We start from the raw sequence: 24309 nt of genomic DNA on the forward strand, positions 1-24309 counted from the left end.
ATGTCACGGATAAAAAATGCCAACAACACGGGCGTGAATCGCCGCCAGTTTCTTATTGCATCGGCGGGGGCAGGGGTAATGCTGGCCTTCGCGCCGATCTTGTCTGGGTGCAGTTCTGAGTCGGCGTCCGAGCGACTAAACAGCAAGCGTTTCAACCCCACTATCTGGTTTGAGATTGACCAAAGTGGCGCCATTTTAGTGAATGTAACCCGTGCGGAGATGGGGCAGCACGTGGGCACAGCGCTGGCGCGTATCGTGGCCGATGAACTGGGTGCCGATTGGAATAGGGTGAGCTTTAATCACGTGGATACCGACCCCAAGTGGGGGTATATGGTGACGGGCGGCTCCTGGTCGGTATTTCAGTCGTATGTGCCGATGTCGCAAGCCGGTGCTGCGGGTAGAGAGGCGCTGGTTGAAGCGGCTGCCGAGCTGCTTGGGGTGGCAGCGAAAGACTGCCGCACGGAAAACAGCCAAGTGATTTGTGGCAGCCAGCGTTTGGATTTTGCCGATATTGTGAAGCGCGGCAAGATTGATAAAACCTACAGCGAAGACCAGCTCGCCAAATTCTCTCCGAAAAAACCTGACAACCGTCAGTTAATTGCCAAGCCGAGTCGGGCCTTGGATATCCCGGTGAAAACGACCGGTGAGGCGCAGTATGGTATCGACGTTGAGCTGGAAGGAATGATCTACGCGCGCCCCCTCATTCCGCCAACCCGCTACGGTTCGACTGTGTTGAATGTTGATGACAGCGGCGCAAAAGCCGTGAAGGGGTATTTGGGTTACGAGGTGCTCAGTGATCCCAGTGATATTTTGCAGGGCTGGGTCTCTGTTTTGGCCGACAGTTACTACGGCGCGGTTAAAGCTGCCGATGCTATCAAAGTGGAATACCGCGCGGGGGAAACGGCCAATGTCAGCGAAGAGGATCTTATCGCTGAAGGTGAGAAGCTAGTCGCCGATAAAACAGCGGGTGGCTTGTTTGTCGATCATGGAGATATCGACGCAGCGGCGCAGCGCGCGAAAAAATCCATTGAAGGCAGCTATCGAACCGCGTCGGCACTGCATTTTGCATTAGAGCCGGTCAATGCTGCGGTGGAGTTTAAAGATGGTGTTTGCCACGTGTATACGGGCAACCAATGGCAGTCATTGTTCTTGCCGGTGGTGGCTAAGGCAGTCGGCCTCGGCGAAGACAAAGTGGTGATCCATCAGCACTATCTCGGTGGTGGTTTTGGCCGGAGGTTAGCGGGCGATTATATGGTGCCTGCCGCACTTACTGCTAAGGCGACTGGTAAGCCGGTGAAGTTAGTGTTTACCCGTGAGGATGACTCTCGCTTTGACTGCATTCGCTCACCGTCTGTACAGCACTTTGCGGCCTACTGGAGTGGCGAGGGTGATCTGCTGGGCATTGAGCACGCCGCCGCGGCAGGCTGGCCAACACTCACCATGGCGCCCGGGTTCATGCCCGATAGCGTCGATAAGAAAACCAAGGTCGATAGTTTTTCTATCAGCGGCGCCGACCATTGGTACAGTCTCGACCATCACCGCGTGCGGGCCATCAATAACCCCTTGGCACAAAAGACCTTTGTACCGGGATGGTTGCGTGCGGTGGGGCCAGGCTGGATAGGCTGGGGGGTTGAGTCCTTCATGGATGAGGTCGCCCACGCCCAGGGCGAAGATCCCGCTGAATTCCGGCTGAGCTTGCTCGACGCTAAGGGAAAGAATGCCGGCAACGCGCCGGAGGCGGTAGGTGGCGCTAAGCGGCTGGCCAATGTCTTGCGGGAAACCACTCGCAAGGCGGGCTGGGGTCGCAAGCTACCGGCCAACGAGGGCCTGGGTGTGGCCGTTGCCGCCGGTCAGGAGCGCACCATGCCAACGTGGAGCGCCTGCGTGGCCCACGTCAAAGTGGACCCCGAATCGGGGCAGGTTACGGTGCTTAAGCTCACCAGTGTTATGGACTGCGGAACCGTGGTGCACCCCGACGGCGCCCTGGCGCAAACTGAAGGTGCCATGTTGTGGGGCCTGAGTTTGGCCTTGCATGAGGGCACGGCAATTAAGGATGGCCAAGTTGCTGACAACAACCTCAATAGCTATCAACCCTTGCGTATGAAGGATGTTCCAGACATGGATATCAGCTTTGTACAAAACACGGAGTTTCCCACGGGGCTCGGCGAGCCGGGTTTGATCGCGGTGGCTCCGGCAATTGGCAATGCCATTTTTAACGCGGTGGGTGCGCGCTTGCGGAACTTGCCAATTCGTCCCGCGGATGTCAAAGCGGCGATGCAGGCATAGCTGGCTGCGCGGCGGGACAGTCTGCCCGCCGCGCGCCCGTTTTGTAACGGTATTTGTCGCCATGGCGGGCAAATCGCATCCGGCTCAGGCCTTTTTATCCAGCGATTTTGCCCACAGTGCCAAGCGGTGGCGAATGCTTTGCTGGGATACTTGTAGCTCGGGCATGGGTTGGATGAGTTTGTCGCGCACTAACAGGCGGTAGATAAATTCCAGCCGTTCGTTGCTGGAGTCGCCGTCTTCAAACTGGGCGGCGCCGCGCTTCTCTGCGTAGGCGCTGCCAATATTGATAGCCTTTCTTACCCACTCTTTCTCGTTATCGATTTTTTTCATTGGTCGTTTCCCCGCGCGCAAAGTGAAAGCGCTGCACTCAAGGTACAGCAGAAACGCCAGGCATTGCGACAGGAATACAGAAATAAGGCATCACTCATTCGTCAGAAGGGGTTTTCCCCATCCGCCGAGGCCCTTGCTACACTCAATGCAGTTAGAAAATTTTGTGCTGAGGAGATGGAATGCGAGTCGCGATATTTGGAGCCAAGGATTACGATCGCGAGTTTCTCGCTAAGGCGAACCAGCCCCACGGCCATGCGCTGGCATTTTTTGATGCCCACCTGGGTGCGGCGACGGCAGGTTTGGCCAAGGGCTTTGATGCGGTCTGCGCCTTTGTAAACGATGAGTTGGGCGATGATTGTTTGGCGGAGTTGGCTGCGCTGGGCATTCATACGGTGGCGCTGCGTTGTGCGGGCTTTAACAATGTCGATCTCGACGCCGCAGCGGCCCACGACATTACCGTAGTGCGTGTGCCCAGGTATTCGCCGGAAGGTGTGGCAGAGCACGCGGTGGCCTTAATTCTGGCGCTGAACCGAAAAATTTATCGTTCATACAACCGCGTTCGCGAGGGCAATTTTTCATTGGAAGGCTTGCTGGGCTTTAACCTGCACGGTAAGACGGTGGGGGTGATTGGAACGGGCAATATCGGCGAGGCGTTTTGCCGCATTATGCGCGGCTTTGGTTGTACGGTGATTGCCGCCGACCCCTTTCCCAATGAGCGCTGTACTCGCCTTGGCGTGGAATACACCGAGCTGGACGCGCTGCTAACGCGCGCGGATATTATCAGCCTGCACTGCCCTCTGACCCCGGACACCCACCACCTGATCGATGACCGCGCCCTCGCCAAAATGAAGCCGGGCGTGATGCTGATTAATACCAGCCGCGGCGCACTGGTGGATACCGTCGCGGTGATTGCCGCGCTAAAGACGATGAGAATTGGTTATCTCGGGCTGGATGTGTACGAAGAGGAGGGCGATATGTTTTTCGAGGACCTGTCGGGCAAGATTATTACCGACGATGTGTTCTCGCGCTTACTGACCTTCCCCAATGTACTCATTACCGGCCATCAGGGCTTTTTCAGCGCCGAGGCGCTGGCGAGCATTGCCGCCACCACACTGCAAAACCTCAGCGATGTGGAGCAGGGAAAGGCCTGCAACAATGAAATTTCAGCCGCGCAGCTACGCGGCTGAATCACCTTTTCCCTGCGGACTTAGATATCCCAGTTTTCGGTGTTATCGGCCTTGTGTTGGTTCATTTCTTCAACAATGCCGGTAACGGCCAGGTGCTGCGACAACCACACTTTGCCGGTAAGTTGCTTGAGGAAGTGGGTTTTACACAGCACATCCATGACCGGCCCTTTCAGCTCAGATAAGTGCAGGGCAATATCGCGCTCGCCCAAACGCTCGTTGATCGCTTCCAGTGCTTCCAGTGCGCTGAGGTCCACCTCGTTCACAGCGGTGCACATCAGTACCACGTGGCGGGTATGCGGGTAGTCCTCCAGCAACGCGTAGATGCGATCCTCAATAAAGCTGGCATTGGCAAAATACAGACTTTCGTCAATGCGCAGCGACAGAATCTCGTCGTGGGTAATCACCGAGTGGCGGTTGATATTGCGGTAGTGCTCGGTGCCCGGCACCTCGCCGACCACTGCCATATGGGGCTTGGAGGTTTTGTACAGATGCAGGGCTAACGAGGCAAATACCCCGCAGGCCACGCCGCTTTCAACACCCGCCACTAAGGTGACGAACAGGGTGCTGGCAACGGCGATAAAGTCGGAATAGCCGTAGTCCCAGGTCTTTTTCAAAATCGATAAATCGACCAGTGACAGCACGGCAACGATGATGGTTGCCGCCAGCGTCGCCTTGGGAAGGTAAGCCAGATACGGCGTGAAGAAGATTGCCGCCAGCCCGATGCCGATGGCGGTAAACATGCCCGCTGCGGGGGTTTCTGCGCCGGCATCAAAATTCACCACCGAGCGCGCAAAGCCGCCGGTAACGGGGTAGCCGCCCGATACCGACGACGCGATATTGGCAGCGCCGAGGCCGATGAGTTCTTGATTGGGGCTGATCTTCTGGCGTTTTTTCGCGGCCAGGGTGTGGCCCACCGACACCGACTCCACAAAGCCAATGACCGAAATGAAAATCGCCGAGATCAACAGTTCCTGCCAGGCCTCGTGGTGCAGTGGTGGCAGGCGCAGGGCGGGCAGGCCGCTGGGCACATCGCCGACCAATGCCACGTTTTTTGCGCCGAGGTCGAAGACGACAGCGGCAACACTGGTCATCACCACGCCGACAACCGGGCCCGCTTTACTGACCATGGCGGCGGCAAAGGGCGACAGCCCCAGTTTTTCCAGCAGTGGTTGCAGGCCTTTGCGCACCCAGAATAAAAAGATCAGCACCGGCAAACCGACCGCTAAGGTGTAGAGGTTGGTATGGCTGGCTTGCTCGGCAAGGCTGAGCAAAATTTCGTAGAGGTTGTCGCCGTGGGCGTGCACGCCCAGCAGGTGACGAAGCTGGCTGACGGCGATAATAATACCCGAGGCGGTGATAAAACCGGCGATCACCGGATGGGACAGAAAGTTGGCGAGAAAGCCCATTCGCAGAACGCCCATCAGTAGCAGGAACGCCCCGGAGAACAATGCCAGCAGCACGGCGGCGTCGAGGTAGCCCATGCTGCCGACCTCGGCAATGCGGCCGACGGCGCTGGCCGTCATCAGCGAGACCACGGCCACCGGGCCCACCGACAGGCTGCGGCTGCTGCCCAGCAGACCGTAGGCGATGAGTGGCAACATACTGGCGTAGAGACCAACTTCGGGAGGCAAGCCGGCGAGCAGGGCGTAAGCCAGCGATTGCGGGATAAGCATGATCGTCACAATGACGGCCGCCAGCAGGTCGGAGGCGAGCTGCCCGCGGTTGTACTGCTTTCCCCATTCCAGGATGGGTAAGTATTGGCTGAGTGCGCCTTTCAAAATGCTGTCCTCTCCAGTCGCGGCTGTGGTGTTGCACATAAACGAAAAAACAGCGCCGCATCCGCGGCGCGAAAGGGTGGGTTATTTTTTCGCTGGTGCGTCTTCACCAATGGTGGGCTTAACCAGCCACTCGTGTCCCTTGAGCATGCCCTGCCAGTATATGGGCGGCAGAATTTTCTCTTTCAGCAACCACGCCAGGCGAGATGGCTTGGTGCCGTCGAGCATCATTTTGGGGAAGCTGGGTAGCAGCTTGCCGCCGTAGCCAAATTCCGCCAGTACGATCTTGCCGCGCTCTACGGTAAGCGGGCAGGAGCCGTAGCCATTGTAGTGGGCAATGTCGCTGCTGCGACCGCTGATATCGGTCGCGATGTTATTGGCGACAATGGGTGCCTGCATGCGCGCCGCCGCTGCGGTTTTGGCGTTAGGGGCGTTCATTACATCGCCCAGTGCCCAGATATTGGCGTACTTCTTGTGCTGTAGGGTGGCCTGGTCGACATCGACCCAACCAGCGCCATCGACCAGCGGGCTATTGCGGATGAAGTCGGGGGCGACTTGCGGCGGTACCACGTGGATCATGTCGAATTCGCGGCTGACCTCCACGTCGTTACCCTGTTCGTCTTTGGCGGCGAACCAGGCGGTTTTTGCCGGGCCGTCAATGCGGGTCAGGGTGTGGCCAAAGTTGAGTTTAGCCTGGTATTTGTCGACGTATTTCATCAGTGCCGGTACGTAGTCGGCAACGCCGAACAGCACCGCACCAGCGTTGTAGAACTCCACGTCGATATTGTTTAAGCGCCCCTCGCGGTGCCAGTGGTCGCAAGATAAATACATGGCTTTTTGCGGAGCGCCGGCACACTTAATCGGCATGGGCGGCTGGGTGAATATCGCGCGGCCGCTGCGAACCTTGTTTACCAGCTCCCAGGTGTAAGGCGCCAGGTCATAGCGGTAGTTTGAGGTGACGCCGTTTTTGCCCAGTGTCTCGCTCAGGCCGGGAATGGCGTCCCAGTTCAATTTGATACCGGCGGCAACCACCAGGCGTTGATAGTTCAGTAGGCGGCAGCCTTCAAGTACCACGGTGTTGTTGTCGGGGTCGAAGGCGGCGACGGCGGCCTTGATCCATTCCACACCCTTGGGAATGAGTGAGGCCATGCTGCGCCGGGTTTGCTCAGGGGTGAACACACCACCGCCGACCAGGGTCCAGCCAGGTTGGTAGTAGTGGTTTTCTGCGGGGTCGATAATGGCAACGGAGATGCCTTTGCAGCGTTTCACCAAACTGGCGGCCGTGGAGATACCGGCGGCACCGCCACCGACAATCAGCACATCGTAGCTGGCAATGCCCTCGGCGGTATTGTCGCCATTGCGGGCGGCGGCGATACGCGCGGCTACGCCGCTCATGTCGTAGCCGGCCTTGGCGGCAGCGTCGACGATGTCTGTCAGGCTCATCTCTTCACCGCGGCTCAGTGCCCACAGGGTGGTAGAGCGCATGCCGCTGCGGCAATAGGCATGGACCGGCGCGCTTTGGCCGCTGAGCAACTCGCCAAAGCTGGCGGCATCTTCGTCGCTGACTTTGCCACTGACGACCGGCAAATAGTGACAGCTCATGCCCAGCTCGGTGGCTTTGGCTTCGATTTCTTTAAAGCCCGGCTGATCGCCGCCCTCGCCGTCGGGGCGGTTGCAGATTAGCGTTTTCACACCTTTTTCCGCCAGTGCCGGCAGGTCGTTAACAGTGAGCTGGCCGGATACCGTCAGCCCTGAATCTATTTGCTTGTATTCCATGCCTTGCCCAACCCTTAAAGTACGTTCAATGGTAATTTCAGATACACCGTGCCGTTGTCATCGGCGCCGGGTAGGTGGCCTGCCCGCATATTGACCTGCAGCGAAGGTAGGATTAGCCGCGGCATATCGAGGGTGGCGTCGCGGGCCTCGCGCATGGCAACAAATTGAGCCTCGCTAGTGCCGACATGGACATGGATGTTGGACTGCTTCTCCGCGCCGACGGTGGTTTCGTATTCGACTTCGCGACCGCCGGGCATATAGTCGTGGCACATAAACAGGCGGGTTTCATCGGGCAGCGATAGCACGCGCTGGATCGATTGATAGAGAACGCGAGCGTCCCCGCCGGGGAAGTCCGCGCGGGCAGTGCCGCCGTCAGGCATAAACAAGGTGTCGCCAACAAATGCTGCGTCGCCCATTACATGGGTCATGCACGCCGGGGTGTGGCCGGGGGTGTGAATGGCGCGGCACAGCATATTGCCCACGTGGTATTCGTCGCCGTCGTTAAACAGCTTGTCGAACTGCGAGCCGTCGCGGGCGAACTCTGTACCGGCGTTAAAGATTTTGCCGAAGGTTTCCTGCACCACTGTAATGTTGGCGCCAATGCCGATCTGACCGCCGAGCGCTTCTTGAATATAGGGCGCTGCTGACAGGTGGTCGGCGTGCACGTGTGTTTCGATGATCCATTCGAGGCTCAGTTTATTGTCGCGAATGTGCTGAATGATTTTGTCGGCACCCACCAGCGACAGGCGGCCCGCGGCATAGTCGATTTCCATTACCGAGTCCACAACCGCGCAGGCGTTGCTGCTGGGGTCTTTCACCACATAGGAAAAGGTGTTGGTGGGTTCGTCGAAGAAGGCGATAACTTCGGGTTTGTGGTCGAAATCGATGGAGATATTGTCGTGCATGATGCAATCCTCTTACTTTTGTCGCGAGCGGTATCGGTCCCTGATGCGTACAGCGATAACGCGGCCTCGGTTATGCGTAATTGGAATAACTATATTCCGTATGATTGTAGTAACAGGATTCGTGCCAAGACACGGCAAAAACGAATATTGCTCGTAAGTTATTGTAATTATTGTGAATTAAATTTTATTCGAGCTTGCTTGAGCTGCCGTCGCAAATAAAACCTCTTTGCTTTTGCCAGATCTGGCAGAAACTTCGTCACATTTGGCAGAGTTGTGTTCTGTGGGGGCTGGAAGTGGCTGATAGATGACGTCGACTGAAGGCGCGGGCATAAAAAAGGCGGGCCCGCTTGCGCGCAGCCCGCCAATGAGCAGTGGCTGTTGCTGCTCAGTCGTAGGAGAGGTGGGTCGCCTTACCGTGGAAGATGCGGTAGACGAAAATGGTGTAGCCGATAATAATCGGCAGGGTCAGCACAACGCCAACCAGGGTAAATTGCAGGGCGTTGACCGAGGCGGCGGCATCCCAGATCGTCATTTGGCCAATGATGATGTTGGGGAACAGGCTGTAGCCAAGGCCGAGGCTGGCCAATACGCAGATGGCCACGGTGCTGGCATACAGCTTCCAGCCGTGGCCGCGGTAGATGCTGTTGTCGCTGTTAAGCAGGGCAACAATCGCGGCAAAGGCGGCGAGAGACAGCACCGGGATGGGCGCCAGAATCAGGAAGTTGGGCCAGCTGAACCACTTTTCCGCAATCGCGTCGCTGACCAGCGGCGTGGCGATAGACACCAGCAACAGGCCCAGGCCCATGGGCCACACGGACTTGCGCGCCCAGCCAATGGCTTTGGTGAGCAGGTCGCCCTCGGTCTTCATCAGCAGCCAGCCACAGCCCAGTGTGAGGTAGAGCGCGGGCAGGGTTAGCGCGATGAGGGCCGAGAACAGCAGGCTGGTGGTATTGGATTGCAGGCCGGTGACGTAGGCGCCGAGCATCCAGCCCTGAGCCATTGAGGCGACCAGTGAGCCGACGAAAAAGGCGCGGTTCCACAGCGCTTTGCGGTGGTCACCCGCTTTGACGCGCAGGTCAAAGGCCACGCCGCGCAGTATCAAGCCCATCAGCATGATCGTTACCGGCAGATACAGCTCGGTGAGCACGATGCCGTGGGCCATGGGGAAGGCGATTAATAGAATCCCCACGCCGAGCACAATCCAGGTCTCGTTGGCGTCCCAGAAGGGGCCAATGGAGGCGACCATAATGTCTTTTTCGGCGTCGTTGGCCAGCGGCATAAGCATGCCAACACCGAGGTCGTAGCCGTCGAGAATAACGTAGATCAGCAGGGACAAGCCCATTGCCGCCATATAAATAATCGGTAGCCAGTATTCCATTACGATTCTCCCCCTTTCGCGGTGTTATCGTTGGTGTTAGCTGACGCCGTGCCAGCCGGGTTTAAGATCAACGAGGCAGCGGGCTTGGCTGACAAATTGCGCAGCGCGCCGATGTAGGAAGCCAGTAAGAAAAGGTATAGAAGGATATAGCCGAACAAGGTGCCGCTAACGGTGGCAGCGCTGTGGTCGGCGACAACGTCCTGGACTTTTAGTACGCCGTCGACGATCCACGGCTGGCGGCCAATCTCGGTAACGTACCAGCCGGCCAGCACCGCGATCCAACCGGAGAAGGTCATCGCTGAGAGCGCCGCGAGTACGGGTTTACTGGCCTGCCGGCCGTTTCGCAGTGCCCAGGCGGCCCACCACGCGACCAGTACCATTAGTCCGCCGATGGCGAGCATCACACGGAAAGACCAGAACACGATCGCAACCGGTGGGTGCTCGCCAACAAACTCATTCAGGCCCTTAACTTCGCCCTTGAGTTCGTGGGTAAGTACCAGGCTTGCGGCGTAGGGAATTTCCAGCGCGAATTTATTGCTGCGGCTCTCTTCGTCGGGAATGGCGACAACAGTGAAGGGGGCGCCTTCCTCAGTTTCCCAAATGGCTTCCATGGCGGCGACTTTTGCCGGCTGGTGTTCAAGGGTGTTGAGGCCGTGCAGATCGCCGATGAAAATTTGCAGCGGGGCCAGCACCGCGGCAACCATCACGCCGGTGCGCATAATCTTCCAGGTGGCGGGGCCGTCGACATTCTTCAGTGCCCGCCAGGCGCTGACGCCAGCAACGAGGAAGGCGCTGGTCAGTACAGAGGCGATTACCATATGGAAGAAGCGGTAGGGGAAAGAGGGGTTGAAGATCACTTCCCACCAGCTTTCCACCATGACCACGCCGTCTTCCAGGTAGTAGCCGGTGGGGGTTTGCATCCACGAGTTCAGGCTGAGAATCCAGAACGCCGAAAGCGTCGTGCCGAATGCCACCAGAAAGGTACTGATCAGGTGCATGCGATTGGATACGCGGTCTTTGCCGAACAGCATAATGCCCAGGAATGAAGCTTCCAGAAAGAAGGCGCTCAGTACCTCATAGCCCAGCAGCGGCCCGGCGACATTGCCGGCTTTTTCCATAAAGCCCGGCCAGTTGGTGCCGAATTGGAAGCTCATGGTAATGCCCGAGACCACGCCCATGGCGAAGGTCAGGGCAAAGATCTTCACCCAGAAGTAATAGGCATATTCCCAGGCCTTGTCGCCGGTTTGGGTAAAGCGCACCCGAAAAAACAGCAGCAACCAGCCCAAGCCAATGGAAATGGCGGGAAACAGGATATGAAAGCTGATATTGGTGGCGAACTGTATGCGCGCCAGCACAAGGGGGTCGATATCCATAAGCTCCTCTCTATATATCTAAACGGAATTCCAATATTCCGATTTGTACTAAGATACACAGCAATGTGTGTGCCAGTGCGCGAAAATTCCGCAAAGCATTGATTTTGATGGATAAAAATCAGGCGAGCGGTTTTCGAAAGGCAATGTGTATCGCAGCGTGCCAGGTTTTGTGTCAGTCTTGTCAGAATACCTGTCATTTCTGGCAAAGACGATGCGACAAATTGCTACAGACCTCGACCTCGATTTTCGGTCTCTGCTCGACGGCTTAGAGCACCCGGCCATTCTACTGACGCCCGATTACCAGATTGTGGCGAGTAATCAGCGTTACCAGCAAAGCTTTGGCGATGTGCCGGTGGGCGATCACTGTTTCAGGGTGTCTCATGGCTACGATAAGCCCTGCGATCAGGCGGGCGAGAGCTGCCCGCTTCAGGCGTGTACCCATAGTGGCGAGCGCGAACGCGTGCTGCATATCCACAATACCCCCCGTGGTCGCGAGCATATTGATGTAGAGATGCTACCCATTAAAGGTCGCAATGGAGAGTTGCGCTACTTTATTGAAATGCTCAAGCCAGTGCGCAGCGCCAGTGCGGAGATCAGCAGCGACCATATGGTGGGCCGCAGCGCGGCGTTTAACACCATGTTGGAGCTGATAAATCTGGTTGCCCCCCACGACACCTCGGTGTTGTTGCTCGGCGAGTCCGGCGCCGGCAAGGAGCTGGCCGCGCAGGCGATCCACAGTACCGGTGGGCGCTGCGACAAGGCGATGGTTACTGTTGAATGTGCGGGCTTGACCGACACCCTGTTTGAAAGCGAGCTGTTTGGTCATGTGAAGGGCGCGTTTACCGGCGCGGTGAGCAATAAGCCGGGCCTGCTTGAGTCGGCTCGTGGCGGCACCCTGTTTCTGGACGAGATCGGCGATGTCCCGTTGGGTATGCAGGTAAAATTGCTGCGCTTGCTGGAAACCGGCAGTTATCGCGCGGTGGGCAGCACCCAACCTCAGCTGGCCGACTTCCGCTTGATCTGTGCCACCAACAAAGATCTGCCAGCGATGATCGCCGAGGGCCAGTTCCGCGAAGATCTTTACTACCGGATTAATACCTTTCCCATCCACCTGCCACCGCTGCGTGAGCGCCGCGCCGACCTTGCGTTGATCTCCCGCTCGATCTTGAAAAAGCTCAGCCCCAATGGCGGTTATCGCCTCACCGACTCTGCGGTAAAGCGCCTGCAGGACTATGATTTTCCGGGCAATATCCGCGAGCTGAAAAACATCCTGGAGCGCGCCACCATCTTCGCCCATTCCAGTATTATCGACCTCGCGGTGCTGGAGCGCTGCTTTGGGCAAGAGGGTCGCCAGGCAGAGCCCGCGCCAAGTCCCGCCGCGCCTCACAAGGGCCCCTGGCTGGACTTAAAGGCGCAAGAGCAACAGTATCTCAAGTCGCTGCTGCAGCATTGCAATGGCGACAAGGAAAAAGCCGCCGACATTGCCGGTATCAGCCTGCGGTCGCTGTATCGGCGGCTGGAGGAGTAGTCGGCGAATTACCAGTTCAATATTAGGGGCGATTTCGACCGAGCTGATCGTGACTGGATACCCATTCATCGGAAACTATGGCAGCCGCCAGCGATAGATCTCCGGCAAGGACGGTTGCCGCGATAATTTCCGCGAGTTTGTGGGCTTTGCCCTCACCGTAACAGCCCATCATTTCCAAGCACTCACGCTGGGTCGCCAAGCCGGTGCCACCGCCATAGCTGGCGCAGATAATCGAGGGCAGGGTGACGGAATAATACAGGTCGCCATTGTCGGTAAGATCCATAAAGGCGATACCGGCGTGGGACTCAACGACATTGGCTTCGTCTTGTCCGGTGGCGATAAACATCGCGGCAATGCCGTTCGCCGAGTGCGGGCCATTGTAGGCTGAGCCAGCCAATAAGCTCCCAACAATTGTACGTTGGCGCAGGCGCACCATGCGTTCGGGTTCGGCGCGCATCAGGCTCTGCAGCAGCTCTTTTTTAATGACGGCTTCAGCGACCACCTTTTTTCCACGGCTGTGAAGCAGGTTCATATGGGAGTGCTTCTTATCGGTTTCTATGCCGCCCGACAAGGAAAAATTTTGAATGCCGGAGAAGTTTGAAAGGACCCACTGGCACGCTTTGTGGGTCGCTTTGCCCGTCATATTTTGGCCGGCGGCATCACCGGTTAGGTAGTTAAAGCGGGTAAACAGTTTATTGGCGATTACCCAGCTTTGAATATTTTCCAGTGTGCCAACGCGTGTTGAGCTTTCGGCCTCGGCTTTAATTGCCGCAAAATTTTCCTCAAGCCATTGTGATAACGCGCGTGCCTCGCGGGCAGAGGCAAGCTCAAACAGGGGCGCGCGCTGCATGGCTTCGCCAACGACGGTAACAGTGCATCCTCCTGACTCGCTAACCAACCTCATGCCCCGGCTATACGAGGCGATCAACGTTCCCTCTGTGGTTGCCATGGGGATGTAAAAGTCGCCTTGAGCATGTTCGCCATTGATGCGATAGGGCCCGGCCACGCCCAGCGGCATTTGTACAACGCCGATAAAGTTCTCGGTGTTTCCCTCCACGCTTGCTGGGTCGAGAGAGTAATGCCGGGTGTTCGTCAGTGACGTACCCGTTTGCTCTTCAAGGAAACTGCGGCGTTGTTGCGCGGCCTGTTCCGAGTAGTCATTGCCTTTGAGGCGCGGGATACGCTTGCGCTCGCTCATCGGCGGTTGCCCTGTTCAATGGCAATGGCTGTTTGTTCGCCTTCACTACGGGCGATTACCACGGCGGCGCAGGAGTCGCTAAATACATTCACCGCGGTGCGCATCATATCCAGAATCCGGTCGGTCACCAGCAATAGGCCGATGCCCTCCAGTGGCAGACCAATGGTGCCAAGGATGACGGAGATGGCCACCAGGCTGGCGGCGGGAATGCCGGCCACACCGATCGAGGTTAGCAGGGCGACCATTACCACGGTGAATTGCTGGGCGAAGCTCAAGTCCAGGCCGTAGACCTGGGCGATAAACATGGCTGCTACGCATTCATACAAGGCGGTACCATCCATATTTACGGTTGCGCCTAACGGCAACACGAAGCCGCTGGTGCGTTTGGAAACACCGGATTTGTCCTGCACACACTCCATCGTAAGCGGCAAGGTCGCGGAGCTGGAGGCGGTGGAAAAGGCGGTGAGCATTGCCGGTGCCATGGCCTGATAGTGTTTGACTGGCCGTACTTTGCCTAGGTAGCGAAGCACCAGCGGCATGGCGACAAAGGCGTGTAGCGCCAGCGCCAGCGCGGCGGCAAAAAAGAATTTGAGCATGGGCGCAAAGGCGTCAAAGCCGGTACCGGCGACGGTTTTTGCCACCAGACCAAAAACCCCAATGGGGGCAAATTTCATCACCCACATGGTCATGCTGGTCATAATATCCATCAAGCCCTGCCAAAAGTTAAGCTGAACTTCCGCGTGCTCGGAGTCGCTGCGGGCGAGGAAAAAGCCATACAGCAAGCTGAAAAATATCAGCCCCAGCATTTGGCCATTGGCCGCTGCCGCGATCACATTGGGGGGGATCATGCGCTCAAACACTTGCACAATATCGGCGGCGCTGCGGCCTTCGACCTTGGCGAGGGTGGCGTTGAGCTCGGCGTTGTCGCTGCTCAAGCTGGCGGCGAGGGCTTCGGTGTCGCCGACGCCGGGCTGGATAATATTGACGACCGTCAGTCCGATCAGAATCGCAATGAGGCTGGATGTGGCGTAAAACAGCAGGGTTTTACCGCCCAGGCGCTCCAGATTGTCGCCGCCAATACCGGCCATGCCGCTGATAATCGAGGCGCTGACCAGAGGCACGATTAACATCTTCAGAGCGTTTAAAAACAGCGTGCCGAGAAAGGCGTATACCGCCAGTAATTTAATGCCGGCAATTTCGGCATCGGCGCCGCCGAGCATGCCAGCGATAACGGCGAGGGAAATGGCAATAGCAATTTGCCAGTGCAAAGCGAGTTTGGGCATAGTGCGTCCGAATTTTTTATTGGTGGGGCCCAGCGTTTGACGGGCCTTTGCCGCACTCCAGCGTGCCGATGCCGTAGAGGCTAGTCCGCAACGCGTTTGTGGGCACTGCCGCTGTACACATAACCGGCGATACGCGGGGCTTTTTCCAGATAGCGGCGCTCGAGTTGGTCGATGGCGAAATGGCCTTCTTGCAGTAACTCGGCAATGGGGCGGTTCAGGTGGCAGCCTCCGGCAAAGCGCTTCCAGACTGGCGTAATGCGATTTTGCCAGCGCGCCACCGCAGGTTCTTCTGACAGGCCGTGCTCGCAAAACAGCAGTTGGCCGTCCGGTTTGAGCACGCGGTGCATTTGCGCCAGTGCACTGCGCCAGTCGGGAATGGTGCACAGGGTGAAGGTTAACAGCACGGTGTCGACACTGTTGTCGGCCAGCGGGATCTTCTCGCCCGGCAGATCGAGCCAGCGTACATCCAAGGCGCTGGCGGCCAGGTTCTTTTGCGCTTTGCGGCGCATTCCCTCTGAGGGTTCCAGACCCCAGATGTAGTCCACCTTGCTGGCATCGTAGAGGGGGAGATTAATACCACTACCCATACCTACTTCCAGCACTGCGCCCTGGCATTGGGGCACCACGTCGCGGCGGGCCTCCATAACAGCAGGCATGGAGCAGGCTTTGTCGATCACAGCGGGTAGCACGTAGGTATCGTAAAGGCTCATGGCGGTCTCGTTATTATCGTTTTGCAATGGCAAGGCAGCGTTATGCCCAGGCATTTCAGCACAGCGCTGATGCACTGGCAATGTGCAAAGCGGACAGTAGCGCCTTTGTGCAGGCACAAAAAACCCCGCCGTAGCGGGGTTTATTATGCTCAGCCGTTAAGGCTTAGGGCATGATGGCGGGCAGTTCTTTCTGCAGCGCCATTTTTTGCTTGGTGCCTTCGCCGGTCAGTGCAAAGCCCAGCAGGTCGCCGGTGGCCGTGTCGACAAACTTGGCGACAACATTGTTGCCGTCTTGCTCGATTTGCCATTCGCCTTTCGCGTCGCGAGGAGCGGGAGACACGCACACGGGGCAGGCCGGTGTTTTGATGGTGACAGGCATCGCCGGGTAGCTCACCTCAGTCGGCTCGCCGGTGAGGGTTTTGGCCAGGGCGCGAGCCTGAGCCATCAGCGGTGCGACGTATACCAACACGTGACCAGCGACTTCTGCGCAGTCACCCATGGCGTACACATTGGGTGCATTGGTTTCCAGCAGGCGGTTGGTCACCACGCCGCGATTCACTTCAATGCCCGCAGACTTGGCCAGCTCGACTTGTGGGCGAACACCCACGGCCGACAGTACCAGGTCACAGCTGATGGTTTCGCCATTGTTCAGTGTCACTTCCACACCGTTGTCGGCTTTGTTCACCTCGGTGACCAATGGGCCAAAGTGGAATTTGGCGCCTTTGTCTTCCAGTGCGCTTTGCACGGCTTTACCGGCAGCTTCTGGCAGCAAGGTGGGCAGGCAGTAACCCAGTGGGTCGACCGTTTCTACTTCGAAGCCACCATTGATCAGGTCGTTGGTGAACTCACAGCCGATCAGGCCGCCACCGATGATGCAGACCTTCTTCACATTGTTGGCGTCGACGGCTTTGCGGAAGTCGTCGTAGTCCAGCAGGTCGTTGACCGAGTACACGTAGTCCTGGCCGTTGCCGCCAATAGGGGGGCGAATCACGTCGGCACCCAGTGCCAGTACCAGCTTCTTATAATGCACCTTGGTTTCGGCGTCGCCGGTGGAGATAGTTTGCGCCGCTGTGTCGATCGCCGTGACCTTGGTCATGGTCCAAACGCTGGCGTTGAGGTCTTCACCCATGCCGCCGGCGTCTTTCTGCGCCAGTGCATCGGCATCTTGTTTCTTGGTGTAGCCGGTGGACAGCATGGGCTTGGAGTAGGCGCGGCCGTCGTCAGCAGTGATCATTATGATTGGGGTTTCTTTGTCTTGCTTGCGCAGTTCGCGCACCAGACCGTAGCCCGCCAAGCCCGTGCCGATGACCACGATGGGGGCATCCTGGCTGGCAGTAGAGGGTTCGTCGTGGTGAGGCAGGCTGCTGGGCTCAGACTGTTCGATCATTTCGAAGTCTTCTTTGCCTACGCCGCAGTCCGGGCACAGCCAGTCATCGGGGATATCTTCCCAGCGAGTACCGGGCTCAATACCAGAATCCGGATCACCGGTTTCTTCGTCGTATACCCATCCGCAAACAATACATTCCCACTTACTCATACTCTTTCGTCCTGCCGTCATCGGTTTGTCTTATGCGGCCACCTTTATCGACACTCTGTGCCTTATGGTTACGGCGGCGGCTGGCTTGCAAGTCGGCGGCGATTCACGCATTCTGCCGCACTCAGCGAATTGGCTGTCTGTGTATCAACAGCCAGTATTCAGTGATCTAGCCACTGGAAGCCCGACATTGTACGCCCTTCGATTAAACCGATGCTACCGCCAAGAGCCCAACTGGCGGCCAGCTAATCAATTTGTAGGAGTTCCAGCGCTTCAGGACGACGCGCCCTGGCTGCTGGACACCGGCTCATTGACCGCCCATTTGCGCCGCCAATCGGCGGGAAATTTCCGTGTGCAGGTGCTCAGCCAGCACTGGGGGCTACCGCGTTTGTCGGAGCGCAGGCTACTGGCCATGGGCGATCGCGACTGGGGTTTAATTCGCGAAGTGCTGTTGTGCTGCCACGACGAACCCTGGGTTTATGCCCGCAGTGTGATGCCAGCGCGCAGTTTAACGGGGCATCTGCGCCGCCTGCGAGGCCTGGACAGCCGGCCGTTGGGGCACCTCCTGTTCACCGACCGCTCGATGCGTCGCATTCCCTACGAGATCTGCCGATTGCCAGCCGCGCAGCTGCCTTTGGAGGGCTTGCCTGACCAAGAGGCGGCCTTGTGGGGGCGCCGTTCCTGCTTTGTTTTCGATCAGCGCCCGATCATGGTCAGCGAGATTTTTCTCCCCGAGTTTCAGCCGTGGTGTTAGCGCTCTGTTGATAGCGGCGGGACGCGTTATACTCTGCGCCTACGTTCAACGATGAGTCACGGAATGAAGGTGCAGTTCCCACAATTTCGCCAGCAGCTTCCCCACTATTTAGCGCTGATGCGTGTTGATCGCCCCATTGGCACTTATCTTGTGCTGTGGCCAACCCTCTGGGCACTGTGGCTGGCGGCCGAGGGCCTGCCCGATTGGCATTTGCTGCTGATTTTCGTTCTGGGCACCTTTTTAATGCGCTCGGCGGGCTGTGTGATCAACGACTACGCCGACCGCCACATCGACGCCCACGTAAAACGTACCGAAGCGCGGCCCTTTGCCACTGGCAGCGTGACGGAAAAAGAGGCGCTGACCGTGTTTGCGGTGCTGTGCGGCGCGGCCTTTGTGCTGGTGTTGTTTACCAATATTCAAACGATTTTGCTGTCGTTTGCGGCGGTGGCGCTGGCGGCGTGTTATCCCTTTATGAAGCGCTACACGCACCTGCCCCAGGTGGTGTTGGGCGCCGCGTTTGCCTGGGGTATACCCATGGCATTCTCGGCGCAGCGCGGTGAATTGCCGGCGAGTTTGTGGTTGATTTACATCGCCGTGCTGATGTGGACGGTGGCCTACGATACCTTCTACGCAATGGTTGACCGCGATGACGACCTGAAAATTGGCGTGAAGTCGACGGCAATACTCTTCGGCGACGACGACAAGGCGATCACCGCCATGCTGCAGGCCTCGGTGATTCTCGTTATGTTGCTGGTCGGCAAGCAATTTGCCATGAGCTTTATCTACTACGCCGGCTTGATGGCGGCCAGCGGCCTGTTTATCTACCAGCAAAAGCTCATTAAATACCGGGAGCGTGACAAGTGCTTCCAGGCCTTTCTGAATAATCACTACGTCGGCATGGCGATCTTTGCTGGCATTGCGCTGCACTATGCGCTGCCGGCATGACATCGTGCGGCTTTGCTAGCGCGTATGCACAGCTGATGGTTTGTTGGATATAGAACATGCTGGAATTGCAGTTTATCGACAGCATTCACCGCGTTGCCGCCGACGAGTGGAATGCGGTCGCCGGTGACGACTACCCGTTTTTGCAGCACACCTTTCTAGCCGCGTTGGAAGACAGTGGCGCAACCACCGCCGAGACCGGCTGGCTACCTCAGCATTTGGTTATTCGCGAGGGTGGCGTGTTGTGTGGCTTATTGCCGCTGTATATCAAGTCACACAGCTACGGCGAGTATGTGTTCGATTGGGCCTGGGCCGATGCCTATCGCCGCCATGGCCTGGAATACTACCCTAAGTTGTTGTCGGCCATTCCCTTCACCCCGGCAATCGGGCCGCGCCTGTGCTTGCGCGATGACCTGGAGGCTGACGCGCTCTACAGCGTGGTGGTCGAGCAATTGCAGCGCCGCGCCGAACAGCTGGGTGCCTCCTCAGCCCACGTTCTATTCCCCGATGTTAACGACGCCGAGCGCTGGCAACGCGCCGGCTTATTGCAGCGCGTTGGCCCGCAGTACCATTGGTTTAATCGGGGTTATCAAAGCTTTGACGACTTTCTGGCGACCTTCAGTTCGCGCAAGCGAAAAAACCTGCGCAAGGAGCGTCGTACAGTGGCCGATCAGGGGCTGCGCCTGGAGCGCCTGTCGGGCAGTGATGTGAGCGAGTCGCAGTGGCGCTTTTTCTTCCACTGTTATCAGATGACCTACGCCAAACGCAGCGGTCACGGCGGTTATTTATCGGAGGCCTTCTTTCAGGCCATTGCCCGGTCAATGGCAGACCGGCTGCTGTTGGTATTGGCCTACGAGGGCGATGTGCCGGTGGCGGCGGCCCTGAATTTTCAGGGCGCGGATACCTTATTCGGGCGCTATTGGGGCTGTATTCGCGAATACGATTTCCTGCATTTTGAAGCCTGCTATTACCAGGGCATTGAGCATTGCATTGAACAGGGCTTAAGCAAGTTTGACCCGGGGGCGCAGGGCGAGCACAAAATTCAGCGCGGCTTTGAGCCCATCACCACGTACTCCCAGCACTGGTTGGCCGATGCCAGTTTTAGCGACGCGGTGGCGCGCTTTCTTCATACCGAGCAGCGCCATATTGCTGAATACCTGCAAGAGGCTGCGCAGGCGCTACCCTTCAAGCAGGGGGAATAGCGGGGCTTATTGCTGCGCTTTTTTCAGGCTGCGTTCCACCAATAGCAGGCAGGCGATAGGAATGAGGTAGCTACAGCTGATTTCCACCAGCATCAATACCTCGGTGGCGCTCCATTGGGAGTCGCTGCCGTACCAAAAAATGGCGACGGGTAAGATCACAAAGGTGAGGGTCGGCAGCAGCCGCCAGAGTGTGTAGGCCAGTCGGCTGGCGTCCTCGCGATCGGCGCGGCGGTAGCAGTAAAAGGTGAGCAGTACGCCGAATGCGCCCAGGGCCATCGCGCCGTAGTTGCCGAGCAGGCTCGCCAAGATATGGATGGCGGCGCCGAAGATCAGGCTTAACAAGCTAATGTTAATTAAGCCGCGCAAGCTGCGCAGTTTGCTTCGCTCCATGGGCGTCTCCTGTTCGGCCTTTACTCAGCGTAACAGCCTCAACCGCCGGCGTGAATATCCTTTACGATCAGCCCGTAACGCAGTGCCTGTTCGTCGAGTTGTCCGTCGAGAGGAATGCGCATGCGATGGCCGGAACCGGGAGCAACGTCTGCCGCCTTGCCGTTTTTGTCGAGCAGGGTGTTCAGGGTGAAGCGCTGGTTGCCCTGGGGCGTCATCAGTTGCACGGTATCGCCAACGGCGAAGCGGTTTTTCACGTCAACGACAATATCGCTACCGCTAACATCCACCACTTCGGCAACAAACTGTTGCTGCTGGGCGTTGCTGCTACCCATCTCGTAATTTTGATATTCCTTGGGAGGGTGGCGCCGGTAAAAGCCTTCGGTGTAGCCGCGGTTGGCCAGGGTTTCCAGCTCGTCCATCAAGCCCATATCGAACTCGCGGCCGGCGACGGCGTCGTCGATGGCGCGGCGGTATACCTGAGCTGTACGCGCTACGTAGTAGTGCGACTTGGTGCGCCCTTCAATCTTCAGCGAGTGAATCCCCATTTCTTGCAAGCGCTGCACATGTTGCACGGCGCGCAGGTCCTTGGAATTCATAATATAAGTACCGTGCTCGTCTTCGTAGGCGGGCATGTATTCGCCGGGGCGCTGGGCCTGTTGCAGCAGCACCGGCTCGACCTGGGGCTGTGGCTCGTAGTTTTGCACGGCGATCAGGTCGCCGGTGGCATCTTCCTTCGCTTCGTGCGCTTGATACTGCCAGCGGCAGGCATTGGTGCAGGCGCCTTGGTTGGGGTCGCGGTGGTTCATATACCCCGACAGCAGGCAGCGCCCCGAGTAGGCGATACACAGCGCGCCGTGAACAAATACCTCCAGCTCCATTTCCGGCACGCGCTGGCGGATCTCTTCAATTTCGTTCAGGGAGAGTTCGCGCGACAGAATCACCCGGCGAATGCCATTGCGATGCCAAAATTTCACGCTCGCCCAATTCACCGCGTTGGCTTGAACAGAAAGGTGGATGGGGAGGTCCGGCCAGCGTTCCTGAACGAGCATCATTAATCCGGGGTCGGCCATAATCAGTGCGTCTGGGCCGAGCTCCACCACGGGTTCTAAGTCGCGCAGATAGCTGCGAATCTTGTCGTTGTGTGGCGAAATATTCGACGCCAGATAAAACTGCTTGCCCTGGTTGTGCGCCTCGTTAATACCAGTGGCGAGGGTTTCCAGGTCTTTGAATTCATTATTGCGCACGCGTAGGCTATAGCGAGGTTGGCCGGCGTAAACGGCATCGGCACCGTAGGCAAATGCGTAACGCATGTTGCGAAGGCTGCCAGCAGGAGAGAGCAGTTCAGGCGTCATAATCAAAACCCGTATAAAAAACGCGGCTATAGTAACGTATATCGGCGTTGGGGGTGGCGGCTACAGAGAACAAATCTTCTGCAAAGCGGCAAACTTAGTGGAAAAATACCAAGGGAGTGACTCTTTTCGCTAAACGTGAGTCGTAATATCGGTTAGTATCAGGGGCTATCAAGCCTTTGTTGAATGTAAATTTATAACTAATAACTGGGGGATTGCTATGAGCAAGCAATGGATTTCTGCTCTGACAGCGGGTGTACTGCTCGCGTCTGCAGGTGCTGTCAGCGCCGAAGAAGAGAAAGGTTTTTACATCGGCGGCAAAGCCGCTTACACCGAAGTATTCGATGCCGATGGCACGCTGACAACTGAAGCGGCTGCGCCTGGCGACCCACTTACACAACTGTTGACCGACCTCGGCCTGTTGCCACCGCCAGTGGGTGCTTCGATCGAAGTGGATACCGAGTACGACGACGACTGGGGCTACGGTGTTAACTTCGGTTATAAAACCGCCGGTGCGCTGCGCCTGGAACTGGAATACAGTGAAGGCGAGAACGACGTAAGCAACTCAGACTCTGCTCTGGAAGTACAGTCTCTGTTGGGTAACGTTTGGTACGACTTCCGCGCTGGCGAGCGTCTGCGCCCCTACGTGGGTTTCGGTCTGGGTATGGCCAACATGGAACTCAACGGCAGCGATGATGACGTATTCATCGGCCAGTTGGGTGCCGGTGTTAACTACCACCTGACACCACGCCTGGTGATGGATGCCGGTTATCGCTACGCGGTATCTGAAGATCCCGAGTTTGCCAGCAGCGGCTCAAAACTCGAAACTGAATACGAAGCACAGAGCCTGATGATCGGCCTGCGCTACAACTTCTTCGACGCCCAATACGGCGCCAAAGACGGTGACGGCGACGGTGTTGTTGATGAAACCGATCAGTGCCCAGGCACACCGCGCGGTGTTCAAGTAGACAGCGTAGGCTGCCCGCTGGATGGCGATAACGACGGTGTTGCTGACTACCTCGACAAGTGTCCCAACACGCCTGCTGGCGAGCAAGTGGATGCCCAGGGTTGTTCGCTGGATAGCGACGGCGACGGCGTTGCTGACCGCGACGACGCGTGCCCCAACACACCTGCTGGTGAGCAAGTGATGTCAAACGGCTGTGGCCAAGAGCAGTCAGTGGTTCTGCGCGGTGTGAACTTCGAAGTGAACAGCGCACAGCTGACCGTGAATGCAGAAACGATTCTCGACGGTGTTGCCTCAACGCTGAACAGCTCGCCCGGCTTCAACGTTGAGCTGCAAGGCCACACTGACAGCTCAGGTAGCGATAGCTACAACATGAACCTGTCTCAGAATCGCGCCAAGTCAGTGAAAAACTACTTGGTTGGCCAGGGTGTTGACGGCAGCCGCCTGACCGCTCGCGGCTACGGTGAAGAGCAGCCTATCGCCAGCAACGACACTAAAGACGGCCGTGCGGAAAACCGCCGCGTTGAGCTGAAAGTGTTGGGTGATGAAGAAATGGTGGTAGAGCCCGCTTACGTACCGACCGTTGAAGAAGAGCCCATGGTCGAAGAAGCTGCGGCTGAAGCACCTGCTGAAGACGCCGCGATGGATGAAGACATCTATGACTACGACCCCTCTGCTGATGTTCAGGAAGAGGAATATGACTACGACTATGATTACGACGCAGAGGAAGAGCTGTAAGGCTTACCTTAGCAAGTAATTGGAAGTAATCAGAAAGCCGCGACTCAGGTCGCGGCTTTTTTTTGGTTCATCGTAAATCAGGGTGGAACGCCGCCCTGATCTTCATGAAGAAATAGTCGTTATCCCGATACCCGTATGCCATTCGCTTGATCACCTTTATCTTGTTGTTCATTCCCTCCAGTTTGCTGGTACTGAGTGGGTGGATGGCTGAGGCAAGAATACCGGGAAGGTAAGGCTTTAGCTTTCTCGCAAAGTCTTGCAAGGGCTTGATAGCGCTATCTTGCACCTGCTTCCACCAGAGCTTCCATTGCCGCAGAGCCACTAATTGAGACCGGCAGTACCAGACCTCTTTGAGCTGCTCCTTGAGGAGGTATACGGTCATGAGGGATTGGTTGGCGGCCAATAGCTCCTCGAGATAACTCTGCTGGTCACCCGTCATATTCTCTCGATTTTTCAGTAATACCCAGCGGCTGCGCTTGATCCATTTTCGGGCTGCCATGTCCCCCTTGAGTTGGTTGGCCTGATCTACCCTGACCCGATCAATCACCTCTCGGCCATACTTGGCAATCACATGGAATAGGTCATAGACAACCTTAGCTTGGGGGCAATGGCGCTGAACCTCGAGGTCGAAGGCGGTATTCATATCCATGGCGACTGCCTGGATATGCTGGCAATGACGGCCCATTTGTTTAAAGAATGGGCGAATG

The 24309-nt window shown here is 57.4% G+C and carries 20 protein-coding genes; 7 read left to right on the plus strand and 13 right to left on the minus strand.

Annotated elements, in window-relative coordinates; genetic code table 11:
* The gene (locus HNR64_RS02440) at nucleotides 1-2286 is read left to right on the plus strand and encodes a xanthine dehydrogenase family protein molybdopterin-binding subunit (RefSeq protein ID WP_204994994.1); all 2286 of its coding nucleotides are present in this window, start codon (nucleotides 1-3) and stop codon (nucleotides 2284-2286) included.
* Between the two features lie 84 nt (nucleotides 2287-2370).
* Here HNR64_RS02440 and HNR64_RS02445 read toward each other — a convergent pair whose 3' ends face one another.
* Complete coding sequence (locus HNR64_RS02445; RefSeq protein WP_036256911.1) at nucleotides 2371-2616, minus strand: DUF5062 family protein; 246 nt, start codon at nucleotides 2614-2616, stop codon at nucleotides 2371-2373.
* A gap of 179 nt (nucleotides 2617-2795) precedes the next feature.
* Here HNR64_RS02445 and HNR64_RS02450 point away from each other — a divergent pair, with 179 nt between their 5' ends.
* Entirely contained in the window at nucleotides 2796-3803 is a 1008-nt protein-coding gene (locus HNR64_RS02450; protein ID WP_204994995.1) for a 2-hydroxyacid dehydrogenase, read from the plus strand.
* Between the two features lie 20 nt (nucleotides 3804-3823).
* On the opposite strand, the gene HNR64_RS02455 is transcribed toward HNR64_RS02450, so the two are convergent.
* From HNR64_RS02455 to HNR64_RS02475, 5 genes are all read right to left on the minus strand, one after another.
* A complete protein-coding gene (locus HNR64_RS02455) occupies nucleotides 3824-5581 on the minus strand; it encodes a SulP family inorganic anion transporter (protein ID WP_239547439.1) in 1758 nt (585 codons plus the stop codon).
* Between the two features lie 81 nt (nucleotides 5582-5662).
* Nucleotides 5663-7354, minus strand: a complete 1692-nt coding sequence (locus HNR64_RS02460) for a bifunctional protein tyrosine phosphatase family protein/NAD(P)/FAD-dependent oxidoreductase (RefSeq protein ID WP_204994997.1) — start codon at nucleotides 7352-7354, stop codon at nucleotides 5663-5665.
* 14 nt (nucleotides 7355-7368) lie between these two features.
* The gene (locus HNR64_RS02465) at nucleotides 7369-8259 is read right to left on the minus strand and encodes an MBL fold metallo-hydrolase (RefSeq protein WP_204994998.1); all 891 of its coding nucleotides are present in this window, start codon (nucleotides 8257-8259) and stop codon (nucleotides 7369-7371) included.
* A 385-nt stretch (nucleotides 8260-8644) separates the two neighbouring features.
* Nucleotides 8645-9637: a cytochrome d ubiquinol oxidase subunit II gene (locus HNR64_RS02470; protein ID WP_204994999.1), complete on the minus strand. Its 993-nt coding sequence runs from the start codon at nucleotides 9635-9637 to the stop codon at nucleotides 8645-8647.
* Nucleotides 9637-11010: a cytochrome ubiquinol oxidase subunit I gene (locus tag HNR64_RS02475; RefSeq protein WP_204995000.1), complete on the minus strand. Its 1374-nt coding sequence runs from the start codon at nucleotides 11008-11010 to the stop codon at nucleotides 9637-9639. The genes HNR64_RS02470 and HNR64_RS02475 overlap by 1 nt, the downstream gene beginning before the upstream one ends.
* Before the next feature lie 211 nt (nucleotides 11011-11221).
* Here HNR64_RS02475 and HNR64_RS02480 point away from each other — a divergent pair, with 211 nt between their 5' ends.
* Entirely contained in the window at nucleotides 11222-12538 is a 1317-nt protein-coding gene (locus tag HNR64_RS02480) for a sigma-54 interaction domain-containing protein (protein ID WP_204995001.1), read from the plus strand.
* A 22-nt stretch (nucleotides 12539-12560) separates the two neighbouring features.
* Here the strand turns inward: HNR64_RS02480 and HNR64_RS02485 are convergent, their stop codons facing one another.
* From HNR64_RS02485 to HNR64_RS02500, 4 genes are all read right to left on the minus strand, one after another.
* A complete protein-coding gene (locus tag HNR64_RS02485) occupies nucleotides 12561-13736 on the minus strand; it encodes a hydroxymethylglutaryl-CoA reductase (protein WP_204995002.1) in 1176 nt (391 codons plus the stop codon).
* On the minus strand, nucleotides 13733-15019 hold the full coding sequence (locus HNR64_RS02490; protein WP_204995003.1) for a dicarboxylate/amino acid:cation symporter: 1287 nt from the start codon (nucleotides 15017-15019) through the stop codon (nucleotides 13733-13735). Before HNR64_RS02490 ends, HNR64_RS02485 begins: the two co-directional genes overlap by 4 nt.
* Before the next feature lie 80 nt (nucleotides 15020-15099).
* The gene (locus HNR64_RS02495; protein ID WP_204995004.1) at nucleotides 15100-15729 is read right to left on the minus strand and encodes a class I SAM-dependent methyltransferase; all 630 of its coding nucleotides are present in this window, start codon (nucleotides 15727-15729) and stop codon (nucleotides 15100-15102) included.
* A gap of 163 nt (nucleotides 15730-15892) precedes the next feature.
* Nucleotides 15893-17266: an FAD-dependent oxidoreductase gene (locus HNR64_RS02500; RefSeq protein WP_204995005.1), complete on the minus strand. Its 1374-nt coding sequence runs from the start codon at nucleotides 17264-17266 to the stop codon at nucleotides 15893-15895.
* A gap of 64 nt (nucleotides 17267-17330) precedes the next feature.
* Here HNR64_RS02500 and HNR64_RS02505 point away from each other — a divergent pair, with 64 nt between their 5' ends.
* The 3 genes from HNR64_RS02505 to HNR64_RS02515 all read left to right on the plus strand — a co-directional run bounded on the left by HNR64_RS02505 (nucleotide 17331) and on the right by HNR64_RS02515 (nucleotide 20161).
* On the plus strand, nucleotides 17331-18017 hold the full coding sequence (locus tag HNR64_RS02505; RefSeq protein WP_239547549.1) for a chorismate--pyruvate lyase family protein: 687 nt from the start codon (nucleotides 17331-17333) through the stop codon (nucleotides 18015-18017).
* A 63-nt stretch (nucleotides 18018-18080) separates the two neighbouring features.
* A complete protein-coding gene (gene ubiA, locus HNR64_RS02510; RefSeq protein ID WP_239547441.1) occupies nucleotides 18081-18962 on the plus strand; it encodes a 4-hydroxybenzoate octaprenyltransferase in 882 nt (293 codons plus the stop codon).
* Nucleotides 18963-19018: 56 nt separating this feature from the next.
* Nucleotides 19019-20161, plus strand: coding sequence for a GNAT family N-acetyltransferase (locus HNR64_RS02515; RefSeq protein ID WP_204995008.1), 1143 nt, complete (start codon nucleotides 19019-19021; stop codon nucleotides 20159-20161).
* A gap of 6 nt (nucleotides 20162-20167) precedes the next feature.
* Here HNR64_RS02515 and HNR64_RS02520 read toward each other — a convergent pair whose 3' ends face one another.
* The gene (locus HNR64_RS02520; RefSeq protein WP_204995009.1) at nucleotides 20168-20551 is read right to left on the minus strand and encodes a hypothetical protein; all 384 of its coding nucleotides are present in this window, start codon (nucleotides 20549-20551) and stop codon (nucleotides 20168-20170) included.
* 38 nt (nucleotides 20552-20589) lie between these two features.
* Entirely contained in the window at nucleotides 20590-21903 is a 1314-nt protein-coding gene (trhP, locus tag HNR64_RS02525; RefSeq protein WP_239547443.1) for a prephenate-dependent tRNA uridine(34) hydroxylase TrhP, read from the minus strand.
* Nucleotides 21904-22120: 217 nt separating this feature from the next.
* Here trhP and HNR64_RS02530 point away from each other — a divergent pair, with 217 nt between their 5' ends.
* Nucleotides 22121-23602 carry an OmpA family protein gene (locus HNR64_RS02530; RefSeq protein ID WP_204995010.1) on the plus strand — a complete coding sequence of 494 codons (1482 nt, stop codon included), beginning with the start codon at nucleotides 22121-22123 and terminating at the stop codon, nucleotides 23600-23602.
* Between the two features lie 67 nt (nucleotides 23603-23669).
* Here the strand turns inward: HNR64_RS02530 and HNR64_RS02535 are convergent.
* Nucleotides 23670-24309: ISL3 family transposase (locus tag HNR64_RS02535; protein ID WP_204995011.1), on the minus strand; the 640-nt coding region annotated here is incomplete at its 5' end.

The organism is Spongiibacter marinus, assembly GCF_016906995.1.
GTDB lineage: Bacteria > Pseudomonadota > Gammaproteobacteria > Pseudomonadales > Spongiibacteraceae > Spongiibacter > Spongiibacter marinus.

Coding starts and splice junctions, on each gene's coding strand:
- HNR64_RS02440 (WP_204994994.1), top strand. CDS start 1: ATGTCACGGATAAAAAATGCCAACAACACGGGCGTGAATCGCCGCCAG.
- HNR64_RS02445 (WP_036256911.1), bottom strand. CDS start 2,616: ATGAAAAAAATCGATAACGAGAAAGAGTGGGTAAGAAAGGCTATCAAT.
- HNR64_RS02450 (WP_204994995.1), top strand. CDS start 2,796: ATGCGAGTCGCGATATTTGGAGCCAAGGATTACGATCGCGAGTTTCTC.
- HNR64_RS02460 (WP_204994997.1), bottom strand. CDS start 7,354: ATGGAATACAAGCAAATAGATTCAGGGCTGACGGTATCCGGCCAGCTC.
- HNR64_RS02465 (WP_204994998.1), bottom strand. CDS start 8,259: ATGCACGACAATATCTCCATCGATTTCGACCACAAACCCGAAGTTATC.
- HNR64_RS02470 (WP_204994999.1), bottom strand. CDS start 9,637: ATGGAATACTGGCTACCGATTATTTATATGGCGGCAATGGGCTTGTCC.
- HNR64_RS02475 (WP_204995000.1), bottom strand. CDS start 11,010: ATGGATATCGACCCCCTTGTGCTGGCGCGCATACAGTTCGCCACCAAT.
- HNR64_RS02480 (WP_204995001.1), top strand. CDS start 11,222: ATGCGACAAATTGCTACAGACCTCGACCTCGATTTTCGGTCTCTGCTC.
- HNR64_RS02485 (WP_204995002.1), bottom strand. CDS start 13,736: ATGAGCGAGCGCAAGCGTATCCCGCGCCTCAAAGGCAATGACTACTCG.
- HNR64_RS02490 (WP_204995003.1), bottom strand. CDS start 15,019: ATGCCCAAACTCGCTTTGCACTGGCAAATTGCTATTGCCATTTCCCTC.
- HNR64_RS02495 (WP_204995004.1), bottom strand. CDS start 15,729: ATGAGCCTTTACGATACCTACGTGCTACCCGCTGTGATCGACAAAGCC.
- HNR64_RS02500 (WP_204995005.1), bottom strand. CDS start 17,266: ATGAGTAAGTGGGAATGTATTGTTTGCGGATGGGTATACGACGAAGAA.
- HNR64_RS02505 (WP_239547549.1), top strand. CDS start 17,331: ATGGTTACGGCGGCGGCTGGCTTGCAAGTCGGCGGCGATTCACGCATT.
- ubiA (WP_239547441.1), top strand. CDS start 18,081: ATGAAGGTGCAGTTCCCACAATTTCGCCAGCAGCTTCCCCACTATTTA.
- HNR64_RS02515 (WP_204995008.1), top strand. CDS start 19,019: ATGCTGGAATTGCAGTTTATCGACAGCATTCACCGCGTTGCCGCCGAC.
- HNR64_RS02520 (WP_204995009.1), bottom strand. CDS start 20,551: ATGGAGCGAAGCAAACTGCGCAGCTTGCGCGGCTTAATTAACATTAGC.
- trhP (WP_239547443.1), bottom strand. CDS start 21,903: ATGACGCCTGAACTGCTCTCTCCTGCTGGCAGCCTTCGCAACATGCGT.
- HNR64_RS02530 (WP_204995010.1), top strand. CDS start 22,121: ATGAGCAAGCAATGGATTTCTGCTCTGACAGCGGGTGTACTGCTCGCG.